At 68.4% G+C, this 22192-nt stretch carries 19 protein-coding genes and 2 pseudogenes; 12 read left to right on the forward strand and 9 right to left on the reverse strand.

Annotated features, from left to right (window positions below; all coding sequences use genetic code 11):
- Positions 1-771 precede the first annotated feature (771 nt).
- From PARJ55_RS23185 to PARJ55_RS0102105, 9 genes and pseudogenes are all read left to right on the forward strand, one after another.
- Positions 772-930, forward strand: a pseudogene (locus PARJ55_RS23185) (JAB domain-containing protein); the annotation flags it as partial.
- A 181-nt stretch (positions 931-1111) separates the two neighbouring features.
- A complete protein-coding gene (petA, locus tag PARJ55_RS0102065) occupies positions 1112-1699 on the forward strand; it encodes a ubiquinol-cytochrome c reductase iron-sulfur subunit (RefSeq protein WP_036696959.1) in 588 nt (195 codons plus the stop codon).
- Between the two features lie 10 nt (positions 1700-1709).
- Positions 1710-3032, forward strand: a complete 1323-nt coding sequence (gene petB, locus PARJ55_RS0102070) for a cytochrome b (RefSeq protein ID WP_028711477.1) — start codon at positions 1710-1712, stop codon at positions 3030-3032.
- 585 nt (positions 3033-3617) lie between these two features.
- A pseudogene (locus PARJ55_RS24850) lies at positions 3618-4370 on the forward strand (cytochrome c1); the annotation flags it as partial.
- A gap of 131 nt (positions 4371-4501) precedes the next feature.
- The gene (locus tag PARJ55_RS0102080; protein ID WP_028711479.1) at positions 4502-5371 is read left to right on the forward strand and encodes a ribokinase; all 870 of its coding nucleotides are present in this window, start codon (positions 4502-4504) and stop codon (positions 5369-5371) included.
- Between the two features lie 39 nt (positions 5372-5410).
- Positions 5411-6214 carry a S49 family peptidase gene (locus tag PARJ55_RS0102085; protein ID WP_028711480.1) on the forward strand — a complete coding sequence of 268 codons (804 nt, stop codon included), beginning with the start codon at positions 5411-5413 and terminating at the stop codon, positions 6212-6214.
- A gap of 103 nt (positions 6215-6317) precedes the next feature.
- Positions 6318-7088, forward strand: a complete 771-nt coding sequence (locus PARJ55_RS0102095; protein ID WP_028711481.1) for an SDR family oxidoreductase — start codon at positions 6318-6320, stop codon at positions 7086-7088.
- Positions 7089-7389: 301 nt separating this feature from the next.
- Entirely contained in the window at positions 7390-9261 is a 1872-nt protein-coding gene (gene uvrC / locus PARJ55_RS0102100; RefSeq protein WP_028711482.1) for an excinuclease ABC subunit UvrC, read from the forward strand.
- 12 nt (positions 9262-9273) lie between these two features.
- Positions 9274-9705, forward strand: a complete 432-nt coding sequence (locus PARJ55_RS0102105) for a hypothetical protein (RefSeq protein WP_028711483.1) — start codon at positions 9274-9276, stop codon at positions 9703-9705.
- A 10-nt stretch (positions 9706-9715) separates the two neighbouring features.
- Here PARJ55_RS0102105 and PARJ55_RS0102110 read toward each other — a convergent pair whose 3' ends face one another.
- The 3 genes from PARJ55_RS0102110 to PARJ55_RS0102120 are packed head-to-tail and all read right to left on the reverse strand — an operon-like array spanning position 9716 to position 13626.
- Entirely contained in the window at positions 9716-10861 is a 1146-nt protein-coding gene (locus PARJ55_RS0102110) for an iron-containing alcohol dehydrogenase (protein ID WP_028711484.1), read from the reverse strand.
- The gene (locus PARJ55_RS0102115) at positions 10858-12246 is read right to left on the reverse strand and encodes an aldehyde dehydrogenase family protein (RefSeq protein WP_028711485.1); all 1389 of its coding nucleotides are present in this window, start codon (positions 12244-12246) and stop codon (positions 10858-10860) included. The genes PARJ55_RS0102110 and PARJ55_RS0102115 overlap by 4 nt, the downstream gene beginning before the upstream one ends.
- Before the next feature lie 18 nt (positions 12247-12264).
- Positions 12265-13626, reverse strand: coding sequence for a glutamine synthetase family protein (locus PARJ55_RS0102120; protein ID WP_028711486.1), 1362 nt, complete (start codon positions 13624-13626; stop codon positions 12265-12267).
- Positions 13627-13777: 151 nt separating this feature from the next.
- Between PARJ55_RS0102120 and PARJ55_RS0102125 the strand changes: the two genes are divergently transcribed.
- The gene (locus PARJ55_RS0102125; RefSeq protein WP_036713711.1) at positions 13778-14680 is read left to right on the forward strand and encodes a MurR/RpiR family transcriptional regulator; all 903 of its coding nucleotides are present in this window, start codon (positions 13778-13780) and stop codon (positions 14678-14680) included.
- On the opposite strand, the gene PARJ55_RS0102130 is transcribed toward PARJ55_RS0102125, so the two are convergent.
- From PARJ55_RS0102130 to PARJ55_RS0102145, 4 genes are read right to left on the reverse strand one after another with little or no spacing between them, the layout of a single operon-like run.
- Complete coding sequence (locus tag PARJ55_RS0102130; RefSeq protein WP_028711488.1) at positions 14677-15306, reverse strand: ABC-type transport auxiliary lipoprotein family protein; 630 nt, start codon at positions 15304-15306, stop codon at positions 14677-14679. The two genes, PARJ55_RS0102125 and PARJ55_RS0102130, sit on opposite strands and share 4 nt — an antisense overlap.
- A gap of 8 nt (positions 15307-15314) precedes the next feature.
- Positions 15315-16616 (reverse strand): MlaD family protein, encoded by a 1302-nt coding sequence (locus tag PARJ55_RS0102135; RefSeq protein ID WP_028711489.1) that lies wholly within the window; start codon positions 16614-16616, stop codon positions 15315-15317.
- A 4-nt stretch (positions 16617-16620) separates the two neighbouring features.
- On the reverse strand, positions 16621-17397 hold the full coding sequence (locus PARJ55_RS0102140; RefSeq protein ID WP_028711490.1) for an ABC transporter ATP-binding protein: 777 nt from the start codon (positions 17395-17397) through the stop codon (positions 16621-16623).
- A complete protein-coding gene (locus tag PARJ55_RS0102145; RefSeq protein WP_028711491.1) occupies positions 17394-18488 on the reverse strand; it encodes an ABC transporter permease in 1095 nt (364 codons plus the stop codon). Before PARJ55_RS0102145 ends, PARJ55_RS0102140 begins: the two co-directional genes overlap by 4 nt.
- On the opposite strand from PARJ55_RS0102145, the gene PARJ55_RS23825 reads away from it, so the two are divergent.
- Positions 18487-18720: a hypothetical protein gene (locus tag PARJ55_RS23825; RefSeq protein WP_156929407.1), complete on the forward strand. Its 234-nt coding sequence runs from the start codon at positions 18487-18489 to the stop codon at positions 18718-18720. The two genes, PARJ55_RS0102145 and PARJ55_RS23825, sit on opposite strands and share 2 nt — an antisense overlap.
- 220 nt (positions 18721-18940) lie before the next feature.
- Here PARJ55_RS23825 and PARJ55_RS0102150 read toward each other — a convergent pair whose 3' ends face one another.
- Positions 18941-19858 carry a LysR family transcriptional regulator gene (locus tag PARJ55_RS0102150; RefSeq protein WP_028711492.1) on the reverse strand — a complete coding sequence of 306 codons (918 nt, stop codon included), beginning with the start codon at positions 19856-19858 and terminating at the stop codon, positions 18941-18943.
- A 91-nt stretch (positions 19859-19949) separates the two neighbouring features.
- Between PARJ55_RS0102150 and metF the strand changes: the two genes are divergently transcribed.
- Entirely contained in the window at positions 19950-20813 is an 864-nt protein-coding gene (metF, locus tag PARJ55_RS0102155) for a methylenetetrahydrofolate reductase [NAD(P)H] (RefSeq protein ID WP_028711493.1), read from the forward strand.
- 106 nt (positions 20814-20919) lie between these two features.
- On the opposite strand, the gene PARJ55_RS21380 is transcribed toward metF, so the two are convergent.
- Positions 20920-22146, reverse strand: coding sequence for a DUF2235 domain-containing protein (locus PARJ55_RS21380; RefSeq protein ID WP_230377717.1), 1227 nt, complete (start codon positions 22144-22146; stop codon positions 20920-20922).
- Positions 22147-22192 lie beyond the last annotated feature (46 nt).

Consider the following 22192-nt stretch of genomic DNA (forward strand, 5'->3'; position numbering starts at 1 on the left):
ATCGGGATGAAAGGATCAAGCTTTGGCCGCCTGACCTCGGCCGTCCGTCGGTAGCCCGGTGGCACCGAGAAGGTCATCATCTTCGCAACCGTGTCACGCGAGATGTTGAACACCCGCGCCGCTTCCCGCTGGCTCATGCCTTCCGCGCAAGCCTGGCGAACTCTCAGATATAGGTCCACGCTGTAAATCCTCACGCCCTCCCTGCCGCCGCAGAAAGGGAATAGGTGGACGACTTTTACGCCGCCCGCAGCAGCACCAAGCCACCGCTACCGTGGACGAATTTCTCACCGCCGTTCTCAAGCGTGACAGGTTCTGCGTTCTCGTGAAGGCATATGCTGAACGTACATGCCTTCGGCAGGCCCGTCGTTCATCAGGAACGGCACGACGCTCCAGCGAGCGCATTGCCGTCCCGCATCGGGAGAGATCGCCATGCCGGAATCGAAATTCTTGACGCCCGAAGAAGTGGCCGAACGCTACCGTGGAAGCATCAGCGTAGGAACCTTACGAAACTGGCGCGGGATGCGAATCGGCCCATCCTTCGTTAAGATCGGGAAAGCTGTCCTCTATCCTGTGGATTCGTTGGACGCATGGGACAAGTCCAATGTCGTGACTTGCCGTGCATCTCCGGGTCGCTGCGTGGATGGGGATGACGTTGCGGGCTAAGCACGAATGAGCACTCGAAACCACCCCCAATTAGCGTCCCCAGGAAAGCAACGATCACATGAAAAAACGCTTTCTATCAACAACTTATATTTCTTTAGTGGAGAGTTCCACAACCACCCGTCGGGCGACCCGACCCCCTCGCAGGCCGATATCGGCATGACCGCCCGCATCGTCGCCGCGGCCGAGGTGATGGGAATCGCGGTCCACGATCACCTGATCATCGGCCGGTCGCGCGAGCTCAGCTTTCGCAGCGAGGGGCTGCTTTAGCGCAATCACCCGAAAAGGCGCCTCTAATCGCGCAGCCAAAATCCCACACCTGCGGCGATTTGCGGCGCGCGGCCGCGCCGGGCCCGCTGGACTGACGGGGATTTGATCGCTAGAACCGCCCGGCGAGGGCTGTGCAACGACACGGCCCGTTCCGTCGTATCGCCCCGATTCCGGGGCATAAATGGAGATCAGACCCGTGTCCCACGCAGACGAACACGCAGGCGATCACGGCGCCACCCGGAGGGACTTCCTCTATTACGCGACGGCCGGAGCCGGCACCGTCGCGGCCGGGGCCGCCGCCTGGACCCTTGTCAACCAGATGAACCCCTCGGCCGACGTCCAGGCGCTCGCCTCGATCCAGGTCGATGTCAGCGGCGTCGAAACCGGCACCCAGCTGACGGTGAAATGGCTCGGCAAGCCCGTGTTCATCCGCCGCCGCACCGAGGACGAGATCGCCGCGGCGCGCGAGGTGCAGCTTGGCGAGCTCATCGACCAGAACGCCGAGAACGCCAACAAGCCGGGCGAGCCCGCCACCGACGAAAACCGCAGCCTGGACGAGGCCGGCGAATGGCTGGTGATGATCGGCGTCTGCACCCATCTGGGCTGCGTGCCGATCGGCGACGGCGCCGGCGATTTCGGCGGCTGGTTCTGCCCCTGCCACGGCTCGCATTACGACACTTCGGGCCGCATCCGCAGAGGGCCGGCGCCGCAGAACCTGCACATTCCCGTTGCCGAATTCGTCAACGAAACCACCATCAAGCTGGGCTGAGGAGGCGCACATGGCCGGTATTCCCCACGACCATTACGAGCCCAAGACGGGCTTCGAGCGCTGGCTGCATCGCCGCCTGCCCATCGTCAGCCTGCTTTACGACACCCTGATGATCCCCACCCCCAAGAACCTGAACTGGTGGTGGATCTGGGGCATCGTGCTGGCCTTCTGCCTGGTGCTGCAGATCGCGACCGGCATCGTGCTGGTCATGCATTACACGCCGCATGTCGACCTGGCCTTCGCCTCGGTCGAGCATATCATGCGCGACGTGAACGGCGGCTACATGCTGCGCTACCTGCATGCGAACGGCGCCTCGCTGTTCTTCTTCGCCGTCTATATCCACATCTTCCGCGGCCTCTATTACGGCTCCTACAAGGCCCCGCGCGAGGTGACCTGGATCGTCGGCATGCTGATCTATCTGATGATGATGGGCACCGCCTTCATGGGCTACGTGCTGCCCTGGGGCCAGATGTCCTTCTGGGGCGCCACCGTGATCACCGGCCTGTTCGGCGCCATCCCGGGGGTCGGCGAAGCGATCCAGACCTGGCTGCTGGGCGGCCCGGCCGTGGACAACGCGACGCTGAACCGCTTCTTCTCGCTGCATTACCTGCTGCCCTTCGTCATCGCCGCGCTGGTGATCGTCCATATCTGGGCCTTCCACACCACCGGCAACAACAACCCGACCGGCGTCGAGGTCCGCCGCGGCTCGAAGGAAGAGGCGCAAAGGGACACCCTGCCCTTCTGGCCCTATTTCGTGATCAAGGACCTGTTCGCGCTGGCCGTGGTGCTGGTGGTGTTCTTCGCCGTCGTCGGCTTCATGCCGAACTATCTCGGCCACCCCGACAACTATATCGAGGCGAACCCGCTGGCGACCCCGGCCCATATCGTGCCGGAATGGTATTTCCTGCCCTTCTACGCCATCCTGCGCGCCTTCACCGCCGATGTCTGGCTGGTGCAGCTGGTGAACTGGCTGTCCTTCCGCATCATCGACGCCAAGTTCTTCGGCGTGATCGCGATGTTCGGCGCCATTCTGGTCATGGCGCTGGTGCCGTGGCTGGACACCTCGCGCGTGCGGTCGGGCCAGTATCGGCCGCAGTTCAAGTGGTGGTTCTGGCTGCTGGCGGTGGACTTCGTGGTCCTGATGTGGGTGGGCGCCATGCCGGCCGAGGGGATCTATCCCTATATCGCGCTGGCCGGCTCGGCCTATTGGTTCGCCTATTTCCTCGTGATCCTGCCGCTGCTGGGCATCATCGAGAAGCCCGATCCGATGCCGCAGACCATCGAGGAAGACTTCAACGCCCATTACGGGCCCGAAACCCATCCTGCCGAGTAAGGAGAGGCAACAATGACCCTGAGAAACGCATCGCTCACGGCTGTTGCGGCCCTGACCGTTGCCCTGGCAGGCGGCGCCGTGGCGCAGGACGCAAGCACCGCGCCCGGCACCACAGCCCCTGCGGGCTCGAGCTATCAAGCGAACGACACGGCCGCCCCGGCGGCCGATGCGGCCCCGGCGGCTGAAACCGCCGCCGAACCGGCCGACGAGCCGGCCGCCACCGAGGCCGAGCCGGCCGAGGGCGAGGCCGAACCCGCGGCCGAGGCGACGGAAGAACCGGCCGCGGAGCAACCCGCGGCAGAGGAGCCGGCGGCAGAGGATCCCGCGGCCGCAGAGGAACCCGCTGCGGAAGAACCTGCTGCGGAGGAACCGGCGGAGGAGGCTGCTCCGGCCGCCGACGAGCCGGCCGCAGTCGAGCCTGCGGCGGAAGAAGCCGCCGCCCCGGCCGAGGAAGAGCCGGCCGCCGAGGAACCGGAAGCCGCCGAGGAAGAAGCCCCGGCGGAGGACGCGGCAGCCGAGGAAGCCCCGGCCGAGGAGGCGCCCGTCGAGGAGGCCGAGGCCGCCGCCGAAGAAGGCCACGGCGATGCCGCGGCCGAAGAGGCCGGCGACAGCCATGCCGCCGGGCATATCGAGGACATCTCGTTCAGCTTCGAGGGTCCCTTCGGCAAGTTCGACCAGTTCCAGCTGCAGCGCGGCTTGCAGGTCTATACCGAGGTCTGCGCCGCCTGCCACGGCCTGCGCTACGTGCCGCTGCGCACCCTGGCGGACGAGGGCGGCCCGCAGCTGCCCGAGGATCAGGTCCGCGCCTATGCCGCGAATTTCGACATCACCGATGCGGAAACCGGCGAGGATCGTCCGCGCGTTCCGACCGACCATTTCCCGACCGTCTCGGGCGAGGGCATGGGTCCGGACCTGTCGCTGATGGCCAAGGCGCGCGCCGGCTTCCACGGGCCCTATGGCACCGGCATCTCGCAGCTGTTCAACGGCATCGGCGGCCCGGAATACATCCATGCCATCCTGGCCGGCTATGACGGCGAGGAAAAGGAAGAGGCGGGCGCGGTGCTCTATCACAACACCGCCTTCCCGGGCGGCTGGATCCAGATGCCGCCGCCGCTCAGCGACGACCAGGTCACCTATGAGGACGGCACCGAGGCGACCGTCGACCAGATGGCCCGCGATGTGGCCGCCTTCCTGATGTGGACCGCCGAGCCGAAGATGATGGACCGCAAGCAGGTCGGCTTCGTCTCGGTGCTTTTCCTGATCGTGCTGACGGTGCTGCTCTACCTGACCAACAAGAAGCTGTGGTGGCCGATAAAGCATCGGCGCAAGCCGGACTGATCCGCCGGACCTGAACTTGAAGCGCGCCCCCCGGGGCGCGTTTTTCGTTCGCGGCCGCCGGTTTTGCCGCGCCCGATATGGACAAGCCGGCCGCGCCCCGCTCAGATGGGCGGAACAGGACGGGGACGGACATGACGATCTACAATCTCGGCTCGATCAACATCGACCATGTCTACCGCCTGCCGGCCCTGCCCCGCGCCGGCGAGACGCTGCACGCGCGATCCCATGCCCTGGGCCTGGGCGGCAAGGGCGCCAACCAGTCGGTCGCCGCCGCCCGCGCCGGGGCCAGCGTCGTGCATCTGGGCGCCATGGGCATGGGCGACGACTGGGTGCTGGAGCGGCTGGCCGCCGCCGGCGTGCAGACCGGCGGCATTCTTCGGCTGCCGGAGGTGGCTACCGGCCATGCCATCATCCTGGTCGATGCCGACGGCGAGAACTCGATCGTGCTGCATGGCGGCGCGAACCTGGCCCTGCCGCCCGAGCTGGCGGAGCGGGCGGATTTCCGCCCCCGCGACATCCTGCTGATGCAGAACGAAACCAGCCTGCAGGCCAAGACGGCGGCGCTGGCCCGCAAGGCCGGGGCGCGGGTGATCTATTCCGCCGCGCCCTTCAGCATCGCCGCGCTGCGCGAGGTCCTGCCGCAGGTCTCGATCCTGGCGGTGAACGCGATCGAGGCCCGCGATACCTTCGCTGCCTTGGGCGAGGACCTGCCGGTCGAGGCGCTGCTGATCACCCGCGGCGCCGATGGCGCCGAGTTCCGCGACCTGCGCGGCGGCCAGGTCTGGCGCCAGCCGGCCTTCGCGGTGCAGGCAGTGGACACGACCGGCGCCGGAGATTGCTTTGCCGGCTGGTTCGCCGCCGGGCTGGCGCGGGGCGAGGACGCGCCGACCGCGCTGCGCCACGCCGCTGCCGCCGCCGCGCTGCAGGTCACCCGCCGGGGCGCCGGCGATGCCATGCCCGACCGCGCCGAGGTGCTGGCCTTTCTGAAAGCCCGCGGCTGAGAGCTTGCCCGCAGCCCCGCATCCGCCTATCTGGAGCCCATGAGAATTCCATTCATGAACCGCCCGGCCACCGTCGCCGTCCTGCGCCTGCAAGGCGCCATCGGGGTTGCCGGCCGCGGCGGCCCCGGCCTGTCCGATGCCGCGCTGGCGCCGCTGCTGGAACGCGCCTTCAAGCGGCGCAAGCCCGCCGCCGTGGCGCTGGCGTTGAACTCGCCCGGCGGCTCGCCCGTCCAGTCCAGCCTGATCGGCGCCCGCATCCGCCGCCTCGCCGAAGAGCGCGAGATCCCGGTCCATGCCTTCGTCGAGGATGTGGCGGCCTCGGGCGGCTACTGGCTGGCGACGGCGGCGGATTACATCTGGGCCGACGACAGTTCGGTGCTGGGCTCGATCGGGGTGATTTCCTCGGGCTTCGGCTTCGTCGAGCTGATCCAGCGCCACGGCATCGAGCGCCGCGTGCATACCGCCGGCCGCTCGAAATCGATGCTGGACCCGTTCCGGCCCCAGACCCCCGAGGATATCGAGCGGCTGAACCGCTTGCTGGGCCCGATCCACGAGGCCTTCAAGGAACAGGTGCGCACCCGCCGCGGCAGCCGCCTGCCCGAGGATCGCGACCTGTTCACCGGCGAGATCTGGACCGGCCGCGAGGCGGTCGGGCTGGGGCTGGCGGACGGCATCGCCCATCTGGTGCCGAAGATGCGCGAACTTTACGGCGACAAGGTGCGCTTCCTGACCTATGGCCAGCGCGTGCCGCTGCTGCGCCGCTTCGGCCTGTCCGCCGATGATTTCATCGACGGCATCGAGGAACGCGCCGCCTTTGCGCGTTTCGGGGCGGGACGCGGATGATCAAGGTCGTCATCCTGTGCCTGCTCATCATCTGCGCGCTGGCTTTGGCCGCCGGACCCGGGGTGCGGCGGATCATCGCCAGGCTGCTGGGGATCGGGCGGAAATGACGGCGCTGGTAACCGGAGGCGCCCGCCGCCTGGGGCGGGCCATCACCCTGTATCTGGCGCGGCGCGGGCTGGATGTGGCGATCCATTACCAAAGCTCGGAGGCGGAGGCCCGGGCCACCGCGGCCGAAGCCCGCGCCCTGGGCGTCCGGGCCGAGATCTTCGGCGCCAACCTTCTGGATCTGGACCAGAGCGAGGCGCTGGTGGATCGCGCCCATGCCGCCCTGGGGCCGCTGACGCTGCTGGTGAACAACGCCTCGATCTTCGAATACGACAATATCGCCACGGCGACGCGCGACAGCTGGGACCGGCATATGGGCTCGAACCTGCGGGCGCCCTTCCTGCTGACCCAAGCCTTCGCGCGCCAGGCGCCCAAGGCGGACCGCAGCGGCGCCGAGCCGGTGGCCCGCGGCCTGATCGTCAACATGATCGACCAGCGGGTGCTGAAGCCGACGCCGGAATTCATGACCTATTCCCTGGCCAAGGCCGGGCTGTGGTGGCTGACGCGCACCTCGGCCCAAGCGCTGGCGCCGGACATCCGCGTCAACGCCATCGGCCCCGGCCCGACCATGCAGGGCATCCGCCAGTCCGACAGCCATTTCGCCAATCAGCGCGCCGCGACCATCCTGCAACGCGGCGCCGGGCCCGAGGATGTCTGCGCCGCGCTTGGCTATCTGATCGACGCGCCCTCGGTCACCGGGCAGCTGATCTGCGTGGACGGAGGCCAGCATCTGGCCTGGCGCACCCCCGACGTGCTGGGCGTCGAATAGAGCAAAAAACCGCCGGTCCCCGCCAAGTTGTCCACCTTGCGCAAGGCGTTCACGCAATCTTCACGATTCTGGCAAGAAATTCAGGGGATTGCGCAAGAGAGAAAAAATATCTCCTGCAATCAACACCTTGCAATACTGCCTAGAATTTGTGCAAAGCAATGAAACCCCAAGAAACGCTAATTGAACGCGTGATACTCCCAAGCTGATTCACAGAGTTATCCACAGATTCCGTGGACAGGATTCAGCTTGAACTTTCGCGTCCGAACTTGCAGCCGAGCCCGAGAATCATTTCGTTAGCAGCATGACCGACTCCACCCCAGAAAAGCGGCCCGCCAAGACGGGCCATGCGCTGATCCAGGACTATCTGAAGACGCTCGACGGCTCGCCGGGGGTCTATCGGATGCTGGATGCGCAAGGGGCGGTGCTTTACGTCGGCAAGGCGCGGAACCTGCGGGCGCGGGTCTCGAACTATGCGCGCGGCAGCGGGCATTCGGCGCGCATCGCGCGGATGATCCGCGAGACCTGCTCGATGATGTTCCTGACCACGCGCACCGAGACCGAGGCGCTGCTGCTGGAGCAGAACCTGATCAAGCAGCTCAAGCCGCGCTACAACGTGCTCTTGCGCGACGACAAGAGCTTTCCGAACATCCTGGTCGCCAAGTCGCATCCCTTTGCGCAGATCAAGAAGCATCGCGGCGCCAAGGCGGAAAAGGGCGATTATTACGGCCCCTTCGCCAGCGCCGGGGCGGTGAACCGGACGCTGAACCAGCTGCAGCGGGTGTTCCTGCTGCGCAGCTGCACGGACGCGACCTTCTCCAGCCGGACGCGGCCCTGCCTGCTTTACCAGATCAAGCGATGCAGCGCGCCCTGCGTCGGCCGCATCGGGCTGGAGGAATACAACAGCCTGGTCGCCGATGCCGAGCTGTTCCTGCAGGGCAAGACCACCCGTATCCAGGCCGACCTGGCGCGCGAGATGGCCGAGGCGGCCGAGGCGATGGAATACGAACGCGCCGCCGCCCTTCGCGACCGCATCAAGGCGCTGACCGCCGTGCAATCGGTGCAGGCGATCAACCCGCGCGGCGTGCCCGAGGCTGACGTGATCGCGCTGCACATGGAGGGCGGGCAGGCCTGCGTGCAGGTCTTCTTCATCCGCGGCAACCAGAGCTGGGGCAACCGCGATTTCTATCCCAAGCTCAACGGCGTTGAATCGGCCGACGAGGTGATGCAGGCCTTCCTGGCGCAGTTCTACGACGGCAAGGTGCCGCCGCGGCTGATCCTGCTGTCGCATGGCATCGAGGATCCCGACCTGATGACCGAGGCGCTGTCGGAAAAGGCCGGGCGCAAGGTCACGCTGGGCGTGCCCCGGCGCGGCGAAAAGGCCGAGCTGGTCGAAAACGCCCTGCGCAACGCCCGCGAAAGCCTGGCGCGCCGCATGTCGGAAAGCGCGGCGCAGCAGCGTCTGCTGGAGGGGCTGGCCGAGGCCCTGGACCTGCCCGCCGTGCCGCAGCGCATCGAGGTCTATGACAACAGCCATATCCAGGGCACCAATGCCGTCGGCGGCATGGTCGTGGCCGGCCCCGAGGGCTGGATCAAAAGCCAGTATCGCAAGTTCAACATCAAGGGCACCGAGATCACGCCGGGCGACGATTTCGGCATGATGAAGGAAGTGCTGACCCGCCGCTTCTCGCGCCTGCTGAAAGAGGACCCGGACCGCCAGACCGACACCTGGCCCGACCTTCTGCTGATCGACGGCGGCGCCGGGCAGGTCTCGGCCGTGCACGAGATCATGGCCGAGATGGGGGTCGAGGACATCCCCATGGTCGGCGTCGCCAAGGGCGAGGACCGCGACCACGGCAAGGAAGAGTTCCACCGCTACGGCCAGCGGCCCTTCGCCCTGCGGATGAACGACCCGGTGCTGTATTTCGTCCAGCGCCTGCGGGACGAGGCGCATCGCTGGGCCATCGGCACCCATCGCGCCAAGCGGGCCAAGGCCGTGATGGCCAATCCGCTGGACGAGATCCCCGGCATCGGCGCCGCCCGCAAGCGCGCGCTGCTGCAGCATTTCGGCAGCGCCAAGGCGGTCAGCCGCGCCGGGCTCGCCGATCTGGTCGCGGTCGAGGGCATCAGCGAATCCATGGCGCAGAAGATCGTCGACCATTTCCACAAGGGCTGACAGGAGGGAGGCATGGAGGACATCATTCGCGCATTCTTCGCCCGCTACGAGCAACTGTTCGCGCAGGCGCTGGCCGGCGAGGCGGATATGGAGGAGGTCGCCGCGCTCTACGCCCCGGAATTCATCGCCGCCTCTCCGGCCGGGGTGAATGCGGGGCGCAACGACGACGCCTTCCGGCAGGCCATGGCCCAGGGTTATGCGCATTACCGCGCCATCGGCACCAGGAACATAACGATCCGCGAGATCCGGCTGTCGCCGATGGACGCGCTGCATTGCCTTGCGCATGTCGGCTGGACCGCGACCTATGACCGGGGCGACGCGCCCGAAATCGCGATCGGGTTCGAGGTGCATTACCTCGTGCAGGTCCTCGACGGCACGCCCAGGGTCTTTGGCTGGGTGGCGGGGGACGAGCAGGCGCTGCTGAAGCAGCACGGCATCATCTGACCCGCCGCGGTCACAGGCAGGACTCGAACAGCGCGTGGGTGTTCTGGCGCGTCATCGCGACCGGGTTGCCGGCGCAGGACGGGTCCTCCAGCGCCATGGCCGTCAGCTCGTCCAGCCGGTCGCGCCCGACGCCCAAGGCGGTCAGGGTCTCGGGAATGCCCAGCAGGGCGCGCAGTTCGATCACCCGGGCGCGGAACCCGTCGAAGCCGCCCCCGATGCCAAGATAGGCGGCGGCGCGGGCCAGCCGGTCCTCGATGGCCGGTCGGTTGAAGTCCAGCACCATGGGCATGACCACGGCATTGGTGGTGCCGTGATGGGTGCCATAGACCGCACCGACCGGATGGCTGAGGCTGTGGATCGCCCCCAGCCCCTTCTGGAAGGCGACGGCACCCATGGCGGCGGCGCTCATCACCTGCGCGCGGGCGTCCAGATCGTCCGGCACGGCATAGGCGCGCGGCAGGTATTCGTTGACCAGCCGCAGCCCCTCCAGCGCGATGCCCTGGCTCATCGGATGGTAATGGGGCGAGCAGAAGGCTTCGAGGCAATGGGCAAAGGCGTCCATGCCGGTGCCGGCGGTGATGGACCTCGGCATGCCCACGGTAAGTTCGGGATCGCAGATCGTGACCGTGGGCATCAGCTTGGGATGGAAGATGATCTTCTTGCGATGGGTCCGGGCATCGGTCAGCACCCCGGCGCGCCCGACCTCGGAGCCCGTGCCGGCCGTGGTCGGCACGGCAATGATGGGCGCGATCCTGTCGGCATCCGCGCGGGTCCACCAGTCGCCGATGTCTTCCAGATCCCAAACCGATACGGTCTGGTCCGCCATCAGCGCGATCATCTTGCCCAAATCCAGCGCCGAGCCGCCGCCAAAGCCGATCACCCCGTCATGCCCGCCGGCTTTGTAGGCGGCGATGCCGGCCTCCATATTGCCTTCGTGCGGGTTCGGATCGACCTCGGAAAAGACCGCGCGGCCCAGCCCGCCGGCCTTGAGGATATCCAGGGCCCGCGCGGTGATCGGCAGGCCGGCCAGCGCCTTGTCGGTCACAAGCAGGGGACGCGCGATGCCCGCGGCCCTGCAATGCTCGGCCAGTTCGGTGACGCGGCCCGCGCCGAATTTGATGGTGGTCGGATAGGACCAGTTCCCGCGAAGCGTCATTTCTGCACCTTTCGCAGATGATAGGATTTCGGTCGGGTCACGGCCAGATAGCCCAGCCCGGACAGCGCCGCGCCGCGGCCGGTATCCTTGCAGCCGGTCCAGCACAAAGCCGGGTCCAGATAGTCGCAGCGGTTCATGAACACCGTGCCGGTTTCCAGCCGCGCGCCGATGGCCATGGCGGCATCGGCATCGGCGGTCCAGATCGAGGCGGTCAGCCCGTAGTCGCAATCGTTCATCAGCGCCACCGCCTCGTCGTCGTCGCGAACGGGCATGATGCCGACGACGGGGCCGAAGCTTTCCTCGCGCATCACCCGCATGTCATGGGTCACGCCGACCAGAAGCTGCGGCGCCAGATAGGCGCCGCCGTCGTCCTGCGGAAAGGCGGCCGGGTCGATCAGCGGCCGCGCGCCCTGCGCCACCGCCTCGGCGATCTGGCCGCGCACCGCATCGGCGAAACGGCGCTGCGCCATCGGGCCCAGCGTGGTGCCGGGATCGTAGGGATCGCCCAGCCTTTGCCGCAGCACCCAGTCCACCGCCCGCCTGACGAAGGCGTCGAACAGCGAGGCATGGACATAGATCCGCTCGATCCCGCAGCAGCATTGCCCCGAGTTGAACATGGCGCCGTCCATCAGCCCCTCGACCGCCGCATCCAGATCGGCATCGGCGCGGACATAGCCGGGGTCCTTGCCGCCCAGCTCCAGCCCGATGGCGGTGAAGGTGCCGGCGGCGGCGCGCTCGATGGCCCGCCCGCCCCGGACGGAGCCGGTGAAGTTGACGAAGCCGAAACGGCGCTCGGCGATCAGCGCCTCGGTGGTGGGGTGGTCCAGCACCAGGTTCTGGAACACGTCGGCGGGCACGCCGCCCCACGCCATGGCCTCGGCCAGCCGCTCGCCGGCCAGCAGGGTCTGGCTGGCATGTTTCAACACCACCGCATTGCCGGCGATCAGCGCCGGGACGATGGTGTTGATCGCGGTGAGATAGGGATAGTTCCAGGGCGCGACGACCAGCACCACGCCCAGCGGATCGCGCCGGATCTCGCGGCGGAAGCGGTCGCTGTCCTCGATCTCGGTCGGGGCCAGCGCCTCGGACGCGATCCGGGCCATGTAATCCGCGCGCTCGTTCACGCCCGACAGCTCGCCGCCATAGCGCACCGGGCGGCCGATCTGCCCGGCAAGCTCGGCCACGATCCGGTCCTGCATCGCGTTCAGCGCCTCGATCCCGGCCCGGACCCGGGCGATGCGCTCGGCCAGCGGACGGCGGGCCCATGCGGGCTGCGCGGCCCGGGCGCGGGTCACGGCGGCGCGGGCCTCTTCGCCAGAGAGCAGCGGCCTTTCGGCAAAGACCGCGCCGTCCACGGGGGAAATCAGCCGGATGGTCTGGGTCATCTGCTCCTCTCTGGGCTGTCAGGCGCGTTCGAAGCCGCGGGCGAGCTCCCAATCGGTGACGACGCGATTCTGTTCCTCAAGCTCCCACGCGGCGGCGTGCAGGTAATGCTCGATCACCGCATCGCCGAAGGCCGCGCGCAGCATGGCCGACGCGTCCAGCGCCCTTGCCGCATCGCCCAGCGTGCGGGGGACCCCGGGCAGGTCCCGCGCCGCATAGGCGTCGCCGGCAAAGGCGGGGCCCAGCTCCAGCTGGCGCTCGACCCCGTCCAGCCCGGCCGCCAGCAGCGCCGCGCAGGCCAGATAGGGGTTCAGGTCCGCCCCGCCAATGCGGCATTCGATGCGGATGGCGCCGCTGCCCGCGCCGCAGACGCGAAAACCGGCGGTGCGGTTGTCCAGCGCCCAGACTGCCCTGGTCGGAGCGAACAGCCCGGTCACGAACCGCTTGTAGCTGTTGACATAGGGCGCCAGGAAATAGGTCAGCGCCCCGGCATGGGCAAGCTGGCCGGCCAGATAGTGCCGCATCAGCGCCGACATGCCATGCTCGGCCCCCGGATCGTGGAAGGCGTTGAGCCCGTCGCGGAACAGCGACTGGTGCACATGGCTGGAAGAACCGGCGCGGCCATGGGCGTATTTCGCCATGAAGGTCGCGGACCGCCCATGCGCCTGCGCGATTTCCTTGGTGGCGGCCTTGACCAGCACATGCATGTCGGCGGTGTCCAGCGCGTCGGAATAGCGGACATTGATCTCGTGCTGGCCCGCCTCGGCCTCGCCCTTGGAATTCTCGACCGGGATGCCGGCGCCGTGAAGCCCGTTGCGCAAGGCCCGCATCACCGGCTCGTCGGCGGCGGTGCCGGTCAGGGCATAGTCGATATTGTGCCGCGCCGTGGGCACCAGGCCGCGATAGCCGGCATCGTGCAGCTGCCGGTAATCGCCCTCGAACAGAAAGAACTCCAGCTCGGTCGCCATCATCGGCTGGAAACCCAGGGCGGCGGCGCGCGCGATCTGGCGGCGCAGGATGTTGCGCGGCGCATGCGGCACCGGCTGGTGGCCATCATGGTCGCAGGGATCGGCCATGCACAGCGCGGTTCCCGGTGCCCAGGGCAGGCGCCGCAGGGTCGAAAGGTCGGGCTTCAGGGCGTAATCGCCATAGCCCGCGGCCCAGCCCGTGGCGCGATAGCCCTGCACCGTCGCCATCTCCAGATCGGTGGCCAGCAGATAGTTGCAGCAATGCGTCTCGCCCGGATTCTCCAGAAAATGCGCGGCGTGGAAGCGCTTGCCCATCAGCCGGCCCTGCATGTCCGCCAGCGCCACGATCACAGTGTCGATCTCGCCGGACAGCACGGCGGTTTCCAGGGCCTCGAAAGTCAGGTTCGCGGGCATGGCCTACTCCGGCAGGACGGGCGGTCCCTGCGCGCCCTGTGATCACAGGCTGCGGCAAGGCGCTGGATTCTGTCAATAATATTCCGCCATGGACGCAGCCTGCCGCAATGGTTACCACTCGCAGAAACAATGCGGCAGGGGGGACGGGCAGATGCCGCAGCAATCGGCCGCGCCAGAGATGATCGAGGACCGCCTGGCGCAGCGGTTCGAGGCCCCGACCCCTTCCGAGCGGCTGCTGGCCGGCCACCTGACCCGGCACTACCCGGTGGCGGGCCTGGGGTCGATGCCGCAACTGGCGAAAGAGGCCGGGGTCTCGACCCCCACGGTGCTGCGGCTGGTGCAGAAGCTGGGCTTTCGCGGCTATCCCGACTTCCAGACCCAGCTGCGCGCCGAGGTCGAGGCGCGGCTGGAATCGCCGCTGTCGAAACAAGCGCGCTGGACCCAGGGCGTGCCGCGCACCCATATCCTGAACCGCTTTGCCGATGCGGTGCTGACCAACCTGTCGGTGACGCTGGGGCGGATCGACCATGCCGAATTCGACGCCTGCGCCGCGCTTCTGGCCGATCCGGCGCGGCGCGTGCTGGTCATCGGCGGCCGCATCACCCATGCGCTGGCGGATTATCTGGTCACGCAGCTGGGCATCGTGCGCCCGGGCGTCACGGCGCTGCCCGTCCTGTCCAGCGCCTGGCCGCCGGCGCTGCTGGAGCTGCGGCCGGGCGACGTGCTGATCGTCTTCGACATCCGCCGCTATGAAGGCGCCATCCTGCAGCTGGCGGAACTGGCCGCCGAGCAGGGCGCCGAGATCGTGCTGATCACCGATCCCTGGGTCAGCCCGGTTTCGGCCCATGCCCGCTTCCGCTTCTCGGCGCAGGTCGAGGTGCCCTCGCCCTGGGACAGCACGTTGGCGGCCCTCTTGCTGGTCGAGACGCTGCTGGCCGCGGTTCTGGAACATACCTGGCCCGAGACCGAGCCGCGCATGAAGCGGCTGGAAGAGCTTTACGACCGCGCCAGCCTGTTCCGCCGCGGCCGTCCCTCCGAGGCGCGGCGGCCCTAGCGGCAGCGCGCCGGGTTCACGCCCACCGCGCGCAGCCCCCAATCGGTCATCTGCGCGACAAGCTGCTGCCCGGCCGCGTCGAAGGCCGGGACCAGATCCGCGGTCCGGGTGGTCGGCGCCTGGGCCGTGGCGGCGAAATGCCCGCGCGCCACCACGCGGGCGTCCATCTCGCGCACCATCTGGGCATCGACCGTCAGCTTGATGATCGCGCCCTTGCCCGCCACCTCGGCGTTGAAATCGTTGATCTCGCTGATCAGCGCGTAATCGCCCGCCGTGCCCAGCGGCGCGCGGCCGACATGGGTGAAGGCGTCATAGACCCCGAAGCCGCGCACCAGCAGTGTCTGCAGCGTCACCGGCACCGTGTCGCCCCAGCGCGCATCGGGCAGGTATTGCGTCTGCAGCTCGTTCGGCCGGATCATGATGCGGTCGGTGTCCAGCGTGCCGCGCGCCTTGGGCGGCTCGATCACCAGCTCGGCCAGCCGGCCGCGGCCGCAGCTCCGCGGCACGTCCGAGGGCGGGCGCAGCTCGAAGACGTCGCGGTCGGGCTCGCCCTCCAGCACCCGCAGCGCGGCGCAACCCGGCAGGGTCAGGGTCAGGGCAAGCAGGGCGGCGGTGATGCGCATCATGGACTCCCTCAGCGGCGGAACTCGGGCACGCGCGGGCCCGAGAGGACTTGCGACGGATTGCGCCTCAGCGCCGAGACCAGCTCGTTCACATTGCCCACCAGCCCGCGCAGATCGCTGGCCATGCGGGTGAATTGCGGCAGCCCCTCGCGGGTGAAAGCCTGCACCGGGGCGCGGGCGCTGTCCAGCATGCCGCGCAGGCTGGCAAAGGCGGTATCGGCGCTGTCGGCGGCATTGCGCAGGCGGTCGGTGATCTCGGGCAGGTCGGCGACCACGCGGTCGATGGCCTCGTTCGCCTTGCCCAGCGTCACGCGCAGGTCGGCCACCACCGGCTCGACATTGCTGTTGATGACCCGGTCGGCGCCGTCGAAGGCCCGCTCGGCCGAGGCCAGCGTCCGCTGCCCGACCGCGAGCGCGGCGTCGAGATTGTCGAGGCTCTGGTCCGCGCGCCCGGCCAGCCGGGTCAGGTCGGATTCCAGCGTGGCGGCGGTCTGGTCCAGCCGCTGCGTCAGCGCCTTCAGGTCGCCCGAGACATAGGCGCGCACCTCGTCCAGCGTCGCGGTGCCGGAATCCAGCGCCGTGTCGACCTTGGCGGCGCTTTCGTTGAACTTGGCCAGCGCCGTGTCGGCATTGCCCAGCGTCGCCTCGGCCGCGGCGCTGAGCCCGTCCAGCCGCTCGCCGAAACCCGAGATGTCCGAAGCGGCCGAGGCGATGGATTCGGTGGCCGTGGTCACGTCGGCCAGCGCCTTGTCCAGATTGGCGCTGGAGCGTTCGACATTGTCCAGGATGTTGCGCACCCGGCTCTGGTTCTCGTCGCCCAGAAGCTGGGTCAGCTGCTCGGCCACGGTGTTCAGCCGCGACAGCATCTCGGGGCCCTGCTCCGACAGCGTCTGCAGGGCCGAGCGGCTGGCGGCGATCACCGGGATCGAATCCGGGTCGGCATCGCGCAGCAGCGGCGAATCCGGCCGGCCGGCAGAGATCGCCACGTTCGAGACGCCGGTGACGCCCTGGATCTCGATCGCGGCGCGGGAATCGGTGCGCACCGGCGTGTCCTCGGCCAGCTCGACCCGCACCCGCACGGCGCCGTTGATGCTGGGCGACAGCTGCATGTCCACGACCCGCCCGACGGGAAGCCCGGCGAAAAGCACCTCGGAAGACACGCCCAGCCCCGACACTTCCGGGAAATAGATGTCGTAATAGGCGAATTGCCGGTTCAGCTGAAGCTTGGCGAACCACATCAGGAACAGCAGCATCCCCAGGAAGCCGGCGATGGTGAAGGCTCCGATCAGGACGTAATTGGCCTTGGTCTCCATAGGGCTACTCCTTGGCGCGGCCGGTGGTCATGGCGGCGCGGGCGCGCGGGCCGTGGAAATATTCATGCACCCAAGGGTGATCGACCTGAAGCATCTCGGCCATGGTGCCGGTCACCAGCACCCGATTTTCCGCCAGCACCGCGATGCGGTCGCAACAGGCATGCAGCGTATCCAGGTCATGCGTGACCAGGAACACCGACAGGTCCAGCGCATCGCGCAGCTCGACGATCAGCCGGTCGAAGGCGTCGGCGCCGATGGGATCGAGCCCGGCGGTAGGTTCGTCCAGGAACACGATTTCGGGGTCCAGCGCCAGCGCCCGCGCCAGACCGGCGCGCTTTCTCATGCCGCCCGACAGGTCCGAGGGGTATTTGTCATTCGCGCTCCACGGCAGCCCGGCCATCGAGACCTTCAGCTCGGCCAGCCCCTGCCGCGCCTCGGGCGAAAGATCCGGCACGGCGCGCAGCGGCACCTCGACATTCTCGCGCACGGTCAGCGAGGAAAACAGCGCGCCCCCCTGGAACATCACGCCCCAGCGCCGCTCCAGCGCCTCGCGCGCCGGGCCGGTCAGCGCGCCGACGTCCTGGCCGAAGACCCGCACCGTCCCGGCGGTCGGCCGGTTCAGCCCGACGATGGTGCGCAGCAGCACCGATTTCCCGGTGCCCGAGCCGCCGACCACGCCCAGGATCTCGCCCCGCCGCAAGTCGAGGTCCAGCCCGTCATGCACGACATGGCGGCCGAACTGGGTGCGCAAGCCCCTGACCTCGATGAGGTTTTCGCTCACAGCCCCACCTCGGCGAAGAAGACCGAGAACAGCGCATCGACCACGATCACCGCGAAAATGGCGTTGACCACGGCGCGCGAGGTCTCGGCGCCCAGCGATTCGGCATCCTTGCCGACCTTCATCCCGGCATGGCAGCCGATGACGCCGATGATCAGCGCAAAGACCGGCGCCTTGGACAGGCCGACGATGACATGGTCGACGCTGGTATCCGCCAAAAGCCGATAGCGGAACATCGAGGGCGAGATGCCCAGCTCGATCCAGGACATCAATGCGCCGCCGACCAGCCCGGCAAGATTGGCGACCAGCCCCAGGATCGGCAATGTGATCACAAGCGCCAGCACCCGCGGCAGGATCAGCACCATGTCCGGGTCCAGCCCCAGGGTGCGCATGGCGTCGATTTCCTCGTTCATCTTCATCGAGCCGATCGAGGCGGTCAGGGCCGAGGCGGTGCGTCCGGCGACGATGATCGCGGTCAGAAGGATGCCCAGTTCGCGCAGGATCGAGATGGCGATCAGGTCGATGACAAAGACCTCGGCCCCGAACTGGCGCAGCTGCGCCGCGCCCTGGAAGGCCAGCACCACGCCGATCAGAAAGGACATCAGCGCCACGATGGGCACGGCGCGCAGCCCGGTTTCCTGGCAATGATACACCAGCGAGGTGAAGCGGAAATCGCGCGGATGCAGCAGGCCGCGCGCCAGGGCGGCCAGGAAGCGGCCCAGATACTCGGCGATCTCGCGCAGGAACACCAGCGCGGCGACCACGCGGCGGCCGGTCTGTTCCAGCATCAGCCGCCAGCCCGCGGGCCCCCCGGCCTCGGCATCGCGGCGGGGCAGCGCCTGCCGTACGGTGTCCAGCAGCCGGGCCTGCGCCTCGGTCAGCCCGTCCAGCCGCGCGCCCTCGCGCTCGCGCCCGGTCAGATACCAGGCGGCGGCGGTGTCCAGCCGGGTCAGCCCCGACAGCTCCAGCCGGGGCGCGGTCCCGGCCTCGGGCGGCAGCTGGCCCAGCGTCCAGACGCTGAACTCTCCCGACAGCCGCAGCACGCCGTCCGAAACGGTGGCGCTAAGCTTGGGGTCGTCGGGAAGGCTGGCCATGACGGTCCTGATCGCAACGGATGAATCGGATTCATCCGGCGATTGCGGGGGTTTGTCAAATCCGCGCAGCATTTCCGCCCCGCCGCTGTGGCGGATCGGCCCCGCGCCGCAACATGCGGGCCGAGCTGAAGGCCCGCTGCCGGAACCCGGAGGGCGGGCGGATTTACAACGATTTTTGTTACAGATTTTCGCATTGGATATATTGACCAAATGCACGTTAAGGTTTAGTTAGCCACGCATTGCTTCTTCATGCAGGAATGGCGGCAGCCATCCGGTCAGACCGGCCCGAAAACCGCTTCGGATACGCATCCTGGCGCGCGTCGTGATGAAGAAAATCGCTTGCGGCATGGCCCGGTCAAGGCCCTGCCGGGGGAAGGACTCCTCGGGATCTGGCTCAAAGAGTGCCATTGTAACGATGATCCCGAGGATGACCGCCCCCTGCGCCGCCGCGTTCAGCCCTGCGCCAGCGCCCGCATCATCCTGACCGGCTCGGTCCGGGCCAGGCGCAGCACATGCGCCATATAGGGCTGCTGCAGATCCTCGGTGCGCAGCGCGGCGTAAAGCCGGCGCAGCATGCCCTGCCGGCCCAGCGGCAGCAGCGCCAGCTCGGGATTGCCGGCCTGGGCGCGCAGCACCCAGTCGGGCATCACCGCCACCCCGCGCCCCGAGGCGATGAGCATCAGGGCGATGGCCGTCTGCTCGACCTGCCGGACATGGGCGGGCTCGACCCCGGCGGGATCGAGGAATTGCGAGAACACGTCCAGCCGCGCCCGGTCCATCGGATAGGTGATCAGCGTCTCGCCCGCCAGATCCGCCGGCTCGGCATAGCCCTTGGCGGCCAGCGGATGGCCGGCGCCGACCACCATGGTCGGGGCATAGTCGAAAAGCGGCTGGAAGGTGATGCCGGCGATCTCCTCGGGGTCAGAGGAAATCACCATATCGACCTGGCCCCGCTCCAGCGCCGGCAGCGCCTTCAGCGCCAGGCTGGAGCGGATGTCCAGATCGACCTCGGGCCAGGCGCGGCGGAACTGGTCCAGCACCGGCAGAAGCCAGTCGAAGCAGTGATGGCATTCCATCGCCATATGCAGCCGGCCGGCGCGGCCCAGCTCGACGGCGCGGAACTCGGCCTCGGCGGCCTCGACCAGCGGCAGCACCTGCTCGGCGGTGCGCAAGAGCCGCATGCCCGCCGCCGAAAGCCGCAAGGGCTTGGTCTTGCGCAGGAAAAGCTCGACCCCCGCCTGCTCTTCCAGCGCCTTGATCTGATGGGACAGCGCCGATTGCGTCAGGTTCAGCACCTCGGCGGCGCGGGCCAGGCCGCCCTGCTCATGGATGGCGCGCACGCTGCGCAGGTGGCGAAGCTCGAGGTGCATCTTGATTGGCGCTCATCACGATCTTGAAGATTATGAATTTGTCTCACGTCGCGGCGCATGTCACAAGTCCTGCGACAAAAGGATGAGTGCCATGCCCGTGCCCGCGACCAGCTTCGAATTCTTTCCGCCCCGGAACCTGGACCAGTCGTTTCGACTGTGGGAAACGGCGCGCGCGCTTGCCCCCCTGGGTCCCGATTTCGTTTCGGTCACCTACGGCGCCGGCGGCACCACCCGGCAGCTGACGCATGAGGCGGTGACGGCGCTGGCCAGCCATTACGGGCTGAACGTGGCCGCGCATCTGACCTGCGTCGACGCCACGCGCGAGGAGACGCTGCAGATCGTCCAGGAATACGCGGCCGCCGGCGTGCATGAGATCGTGGCGCTGCGCGGCGACGCGCCCCAGGGGCAAGAGCGGTTCACCCCCCATGCCGACGGTTTCGCCAATTCGGTCGAGCTGATCGAGGCCATCGCGGCCCGCGGCGACATGACCATTCGCTGCGGCGCCTATCCCGAGCCGCATCCGGAAAGCCCCGACACCGCCGCCGACGTGGCCTGGCTCAAGCGCAAGGTGGATGCCGGCGCCAGCTCGGCAATGACGCAGTTCTTCTTCGACGCCGAGACCTATTTCCGCTTTCGCGACGCCTGTGTCGCGGCGGGGATCGAGGCGCCGATCATCCCCGGCATCCTGCCGATCCAGAGCTGGGCCGGCACCCGCCGCTTTGCCGAACGCTGCGGCACCTCGGTCCCGCAATGGGCCGAGGAGGCCTTCGCCGCCGCCGGCAAGGAGGGCGAGGCCCAGCTGGCGCTGGATATCTGCGTTCGCCTGTGCGAGCGGCTGGTCGAGGGCGGCGTGGACAGGCTGCATTTCTACACGCTGAACAAGCCCGAACTGGTTCTGAAGGTCTGCGCCGCGCTGGGGATCGAGCCCAAGGGCGAATTCTCGCGCGTGGCCTGACCGGCCGCGATCGGCCAGGGCCGCCAGCGTCCCCGGGTCGGGCCGCGGGCCGGCAGGAGCGGCAGGCGTTTCCCGGCCCGCAGTGGTCCCTTGTGCCGGCAACGGATCAGCCATCGCCGTTCCGGCCGGTCTGCGCCATGCCGTCGGCCGGCGCCGCCGGCTCGGGTCCGTCCCTGCCCTGCGCCGGAGGCTCGGGGCGCAGAGCGGGCGAAACGGCCGGCCCGGCGGAAGCCATTCCTTCGGGCTGCACCATGACCGGCAGCGCAGCCCCGGCCGATTCCCCGCCCAGCCCCGGCATCGGAGGTCCGGGAACCGGCGGAGCAGGCGATCCGAACCGCACCAGCCGCCGCCGGCGATGCGGACGCGGCGGTGCCGCCTCGGCCAGCGCCCCCGCCAGCAGCGCCGGGCCGGTATAGGGCCGCGGCACGGAAGGATGCAGCATCTCGGAGGGGTCGGCGCCGGCAAGCCGCGGCGCGCGGGCCAGAAACGCCTTGCCCCATCTGCGCCAGGACCCGACCGAGGGCGCGGTGGCGTCGCAGGGGAAATGCCGGCCCCAGCCTTCGGGCAGCGGCAGGCCGAATGCCTCGGCCCGCGTCATCATCCAGACCAGCGGGATATTGGCCAGCGGCCGGGCATATTCCAGCCCGGAAAGCTGGCCCCCCACATCGGGGTGGCAGCCGCGAAACCACATCTGCTCGACCCGGCCGGGGGCCGAGGCGCTGTCCCAGATCAGGGGCTGGAAAGCGGCCCGCGTCTCGTCCAGCGCCAGCGCTTGGACGCCGTGCTCGACCTCGGCCCCCAGATGCGCGTCGTGAAAGCGAAAGCGCGGCTCGGTCAGGATCCACAGCAGCGGCAGCCGGATCCCCAGCGCCATCACCGTGTCGAAAACCCCGATCATCCGGATCGGCACCGTCGGATGGCACAGCCCGGGATCCAGCCTTCGCACCAAGCTGTCGCCGCCGTTGCGGTAAAGCTGCCAGGCCAGCTGCACGTTGCGGCGCGTCGCATGGGCATGGGTCAGCAGCCCCACCCGGCCGATCATCCCGGCCAGCGACCGCACCGCGAAGGCCCCCCGCGAATAGCCGAAGAAGAACAGCGGATTGCCCGGCCGCCATTCGCGGGCGAGCCAGGCATAGGCGTTGCAGATATGCCGCTCCAGCGCCGAACCCATGGTCAGTTCGGGCAGGGTGCGCCAGGCGTCCCATTGCTGGCCGGGGGCGTAATGCATCCGGACCGGCGCCGGCAGCGCCCCGTATTCGCCCGACAGCATGGCATGGATGCGGGCGATGGAGGACCTTCGCCCCTCGGTCAGCGAGGCGAAGGTGCCGTCCATCAGGACGATCTGGCATATCGGCGGAGGCGTTGATTCCATGCGCCGA

Source organism: Paracoccus sp. J55 (assembly GCF_000513975.1).
In the GTDB taxonomy this organism is placed as follows: Bacteria; Pseudomonadota; Alphaproteobacteria; order Rhodobacterales; family Rhodobacteraceae; genus Paracoccus.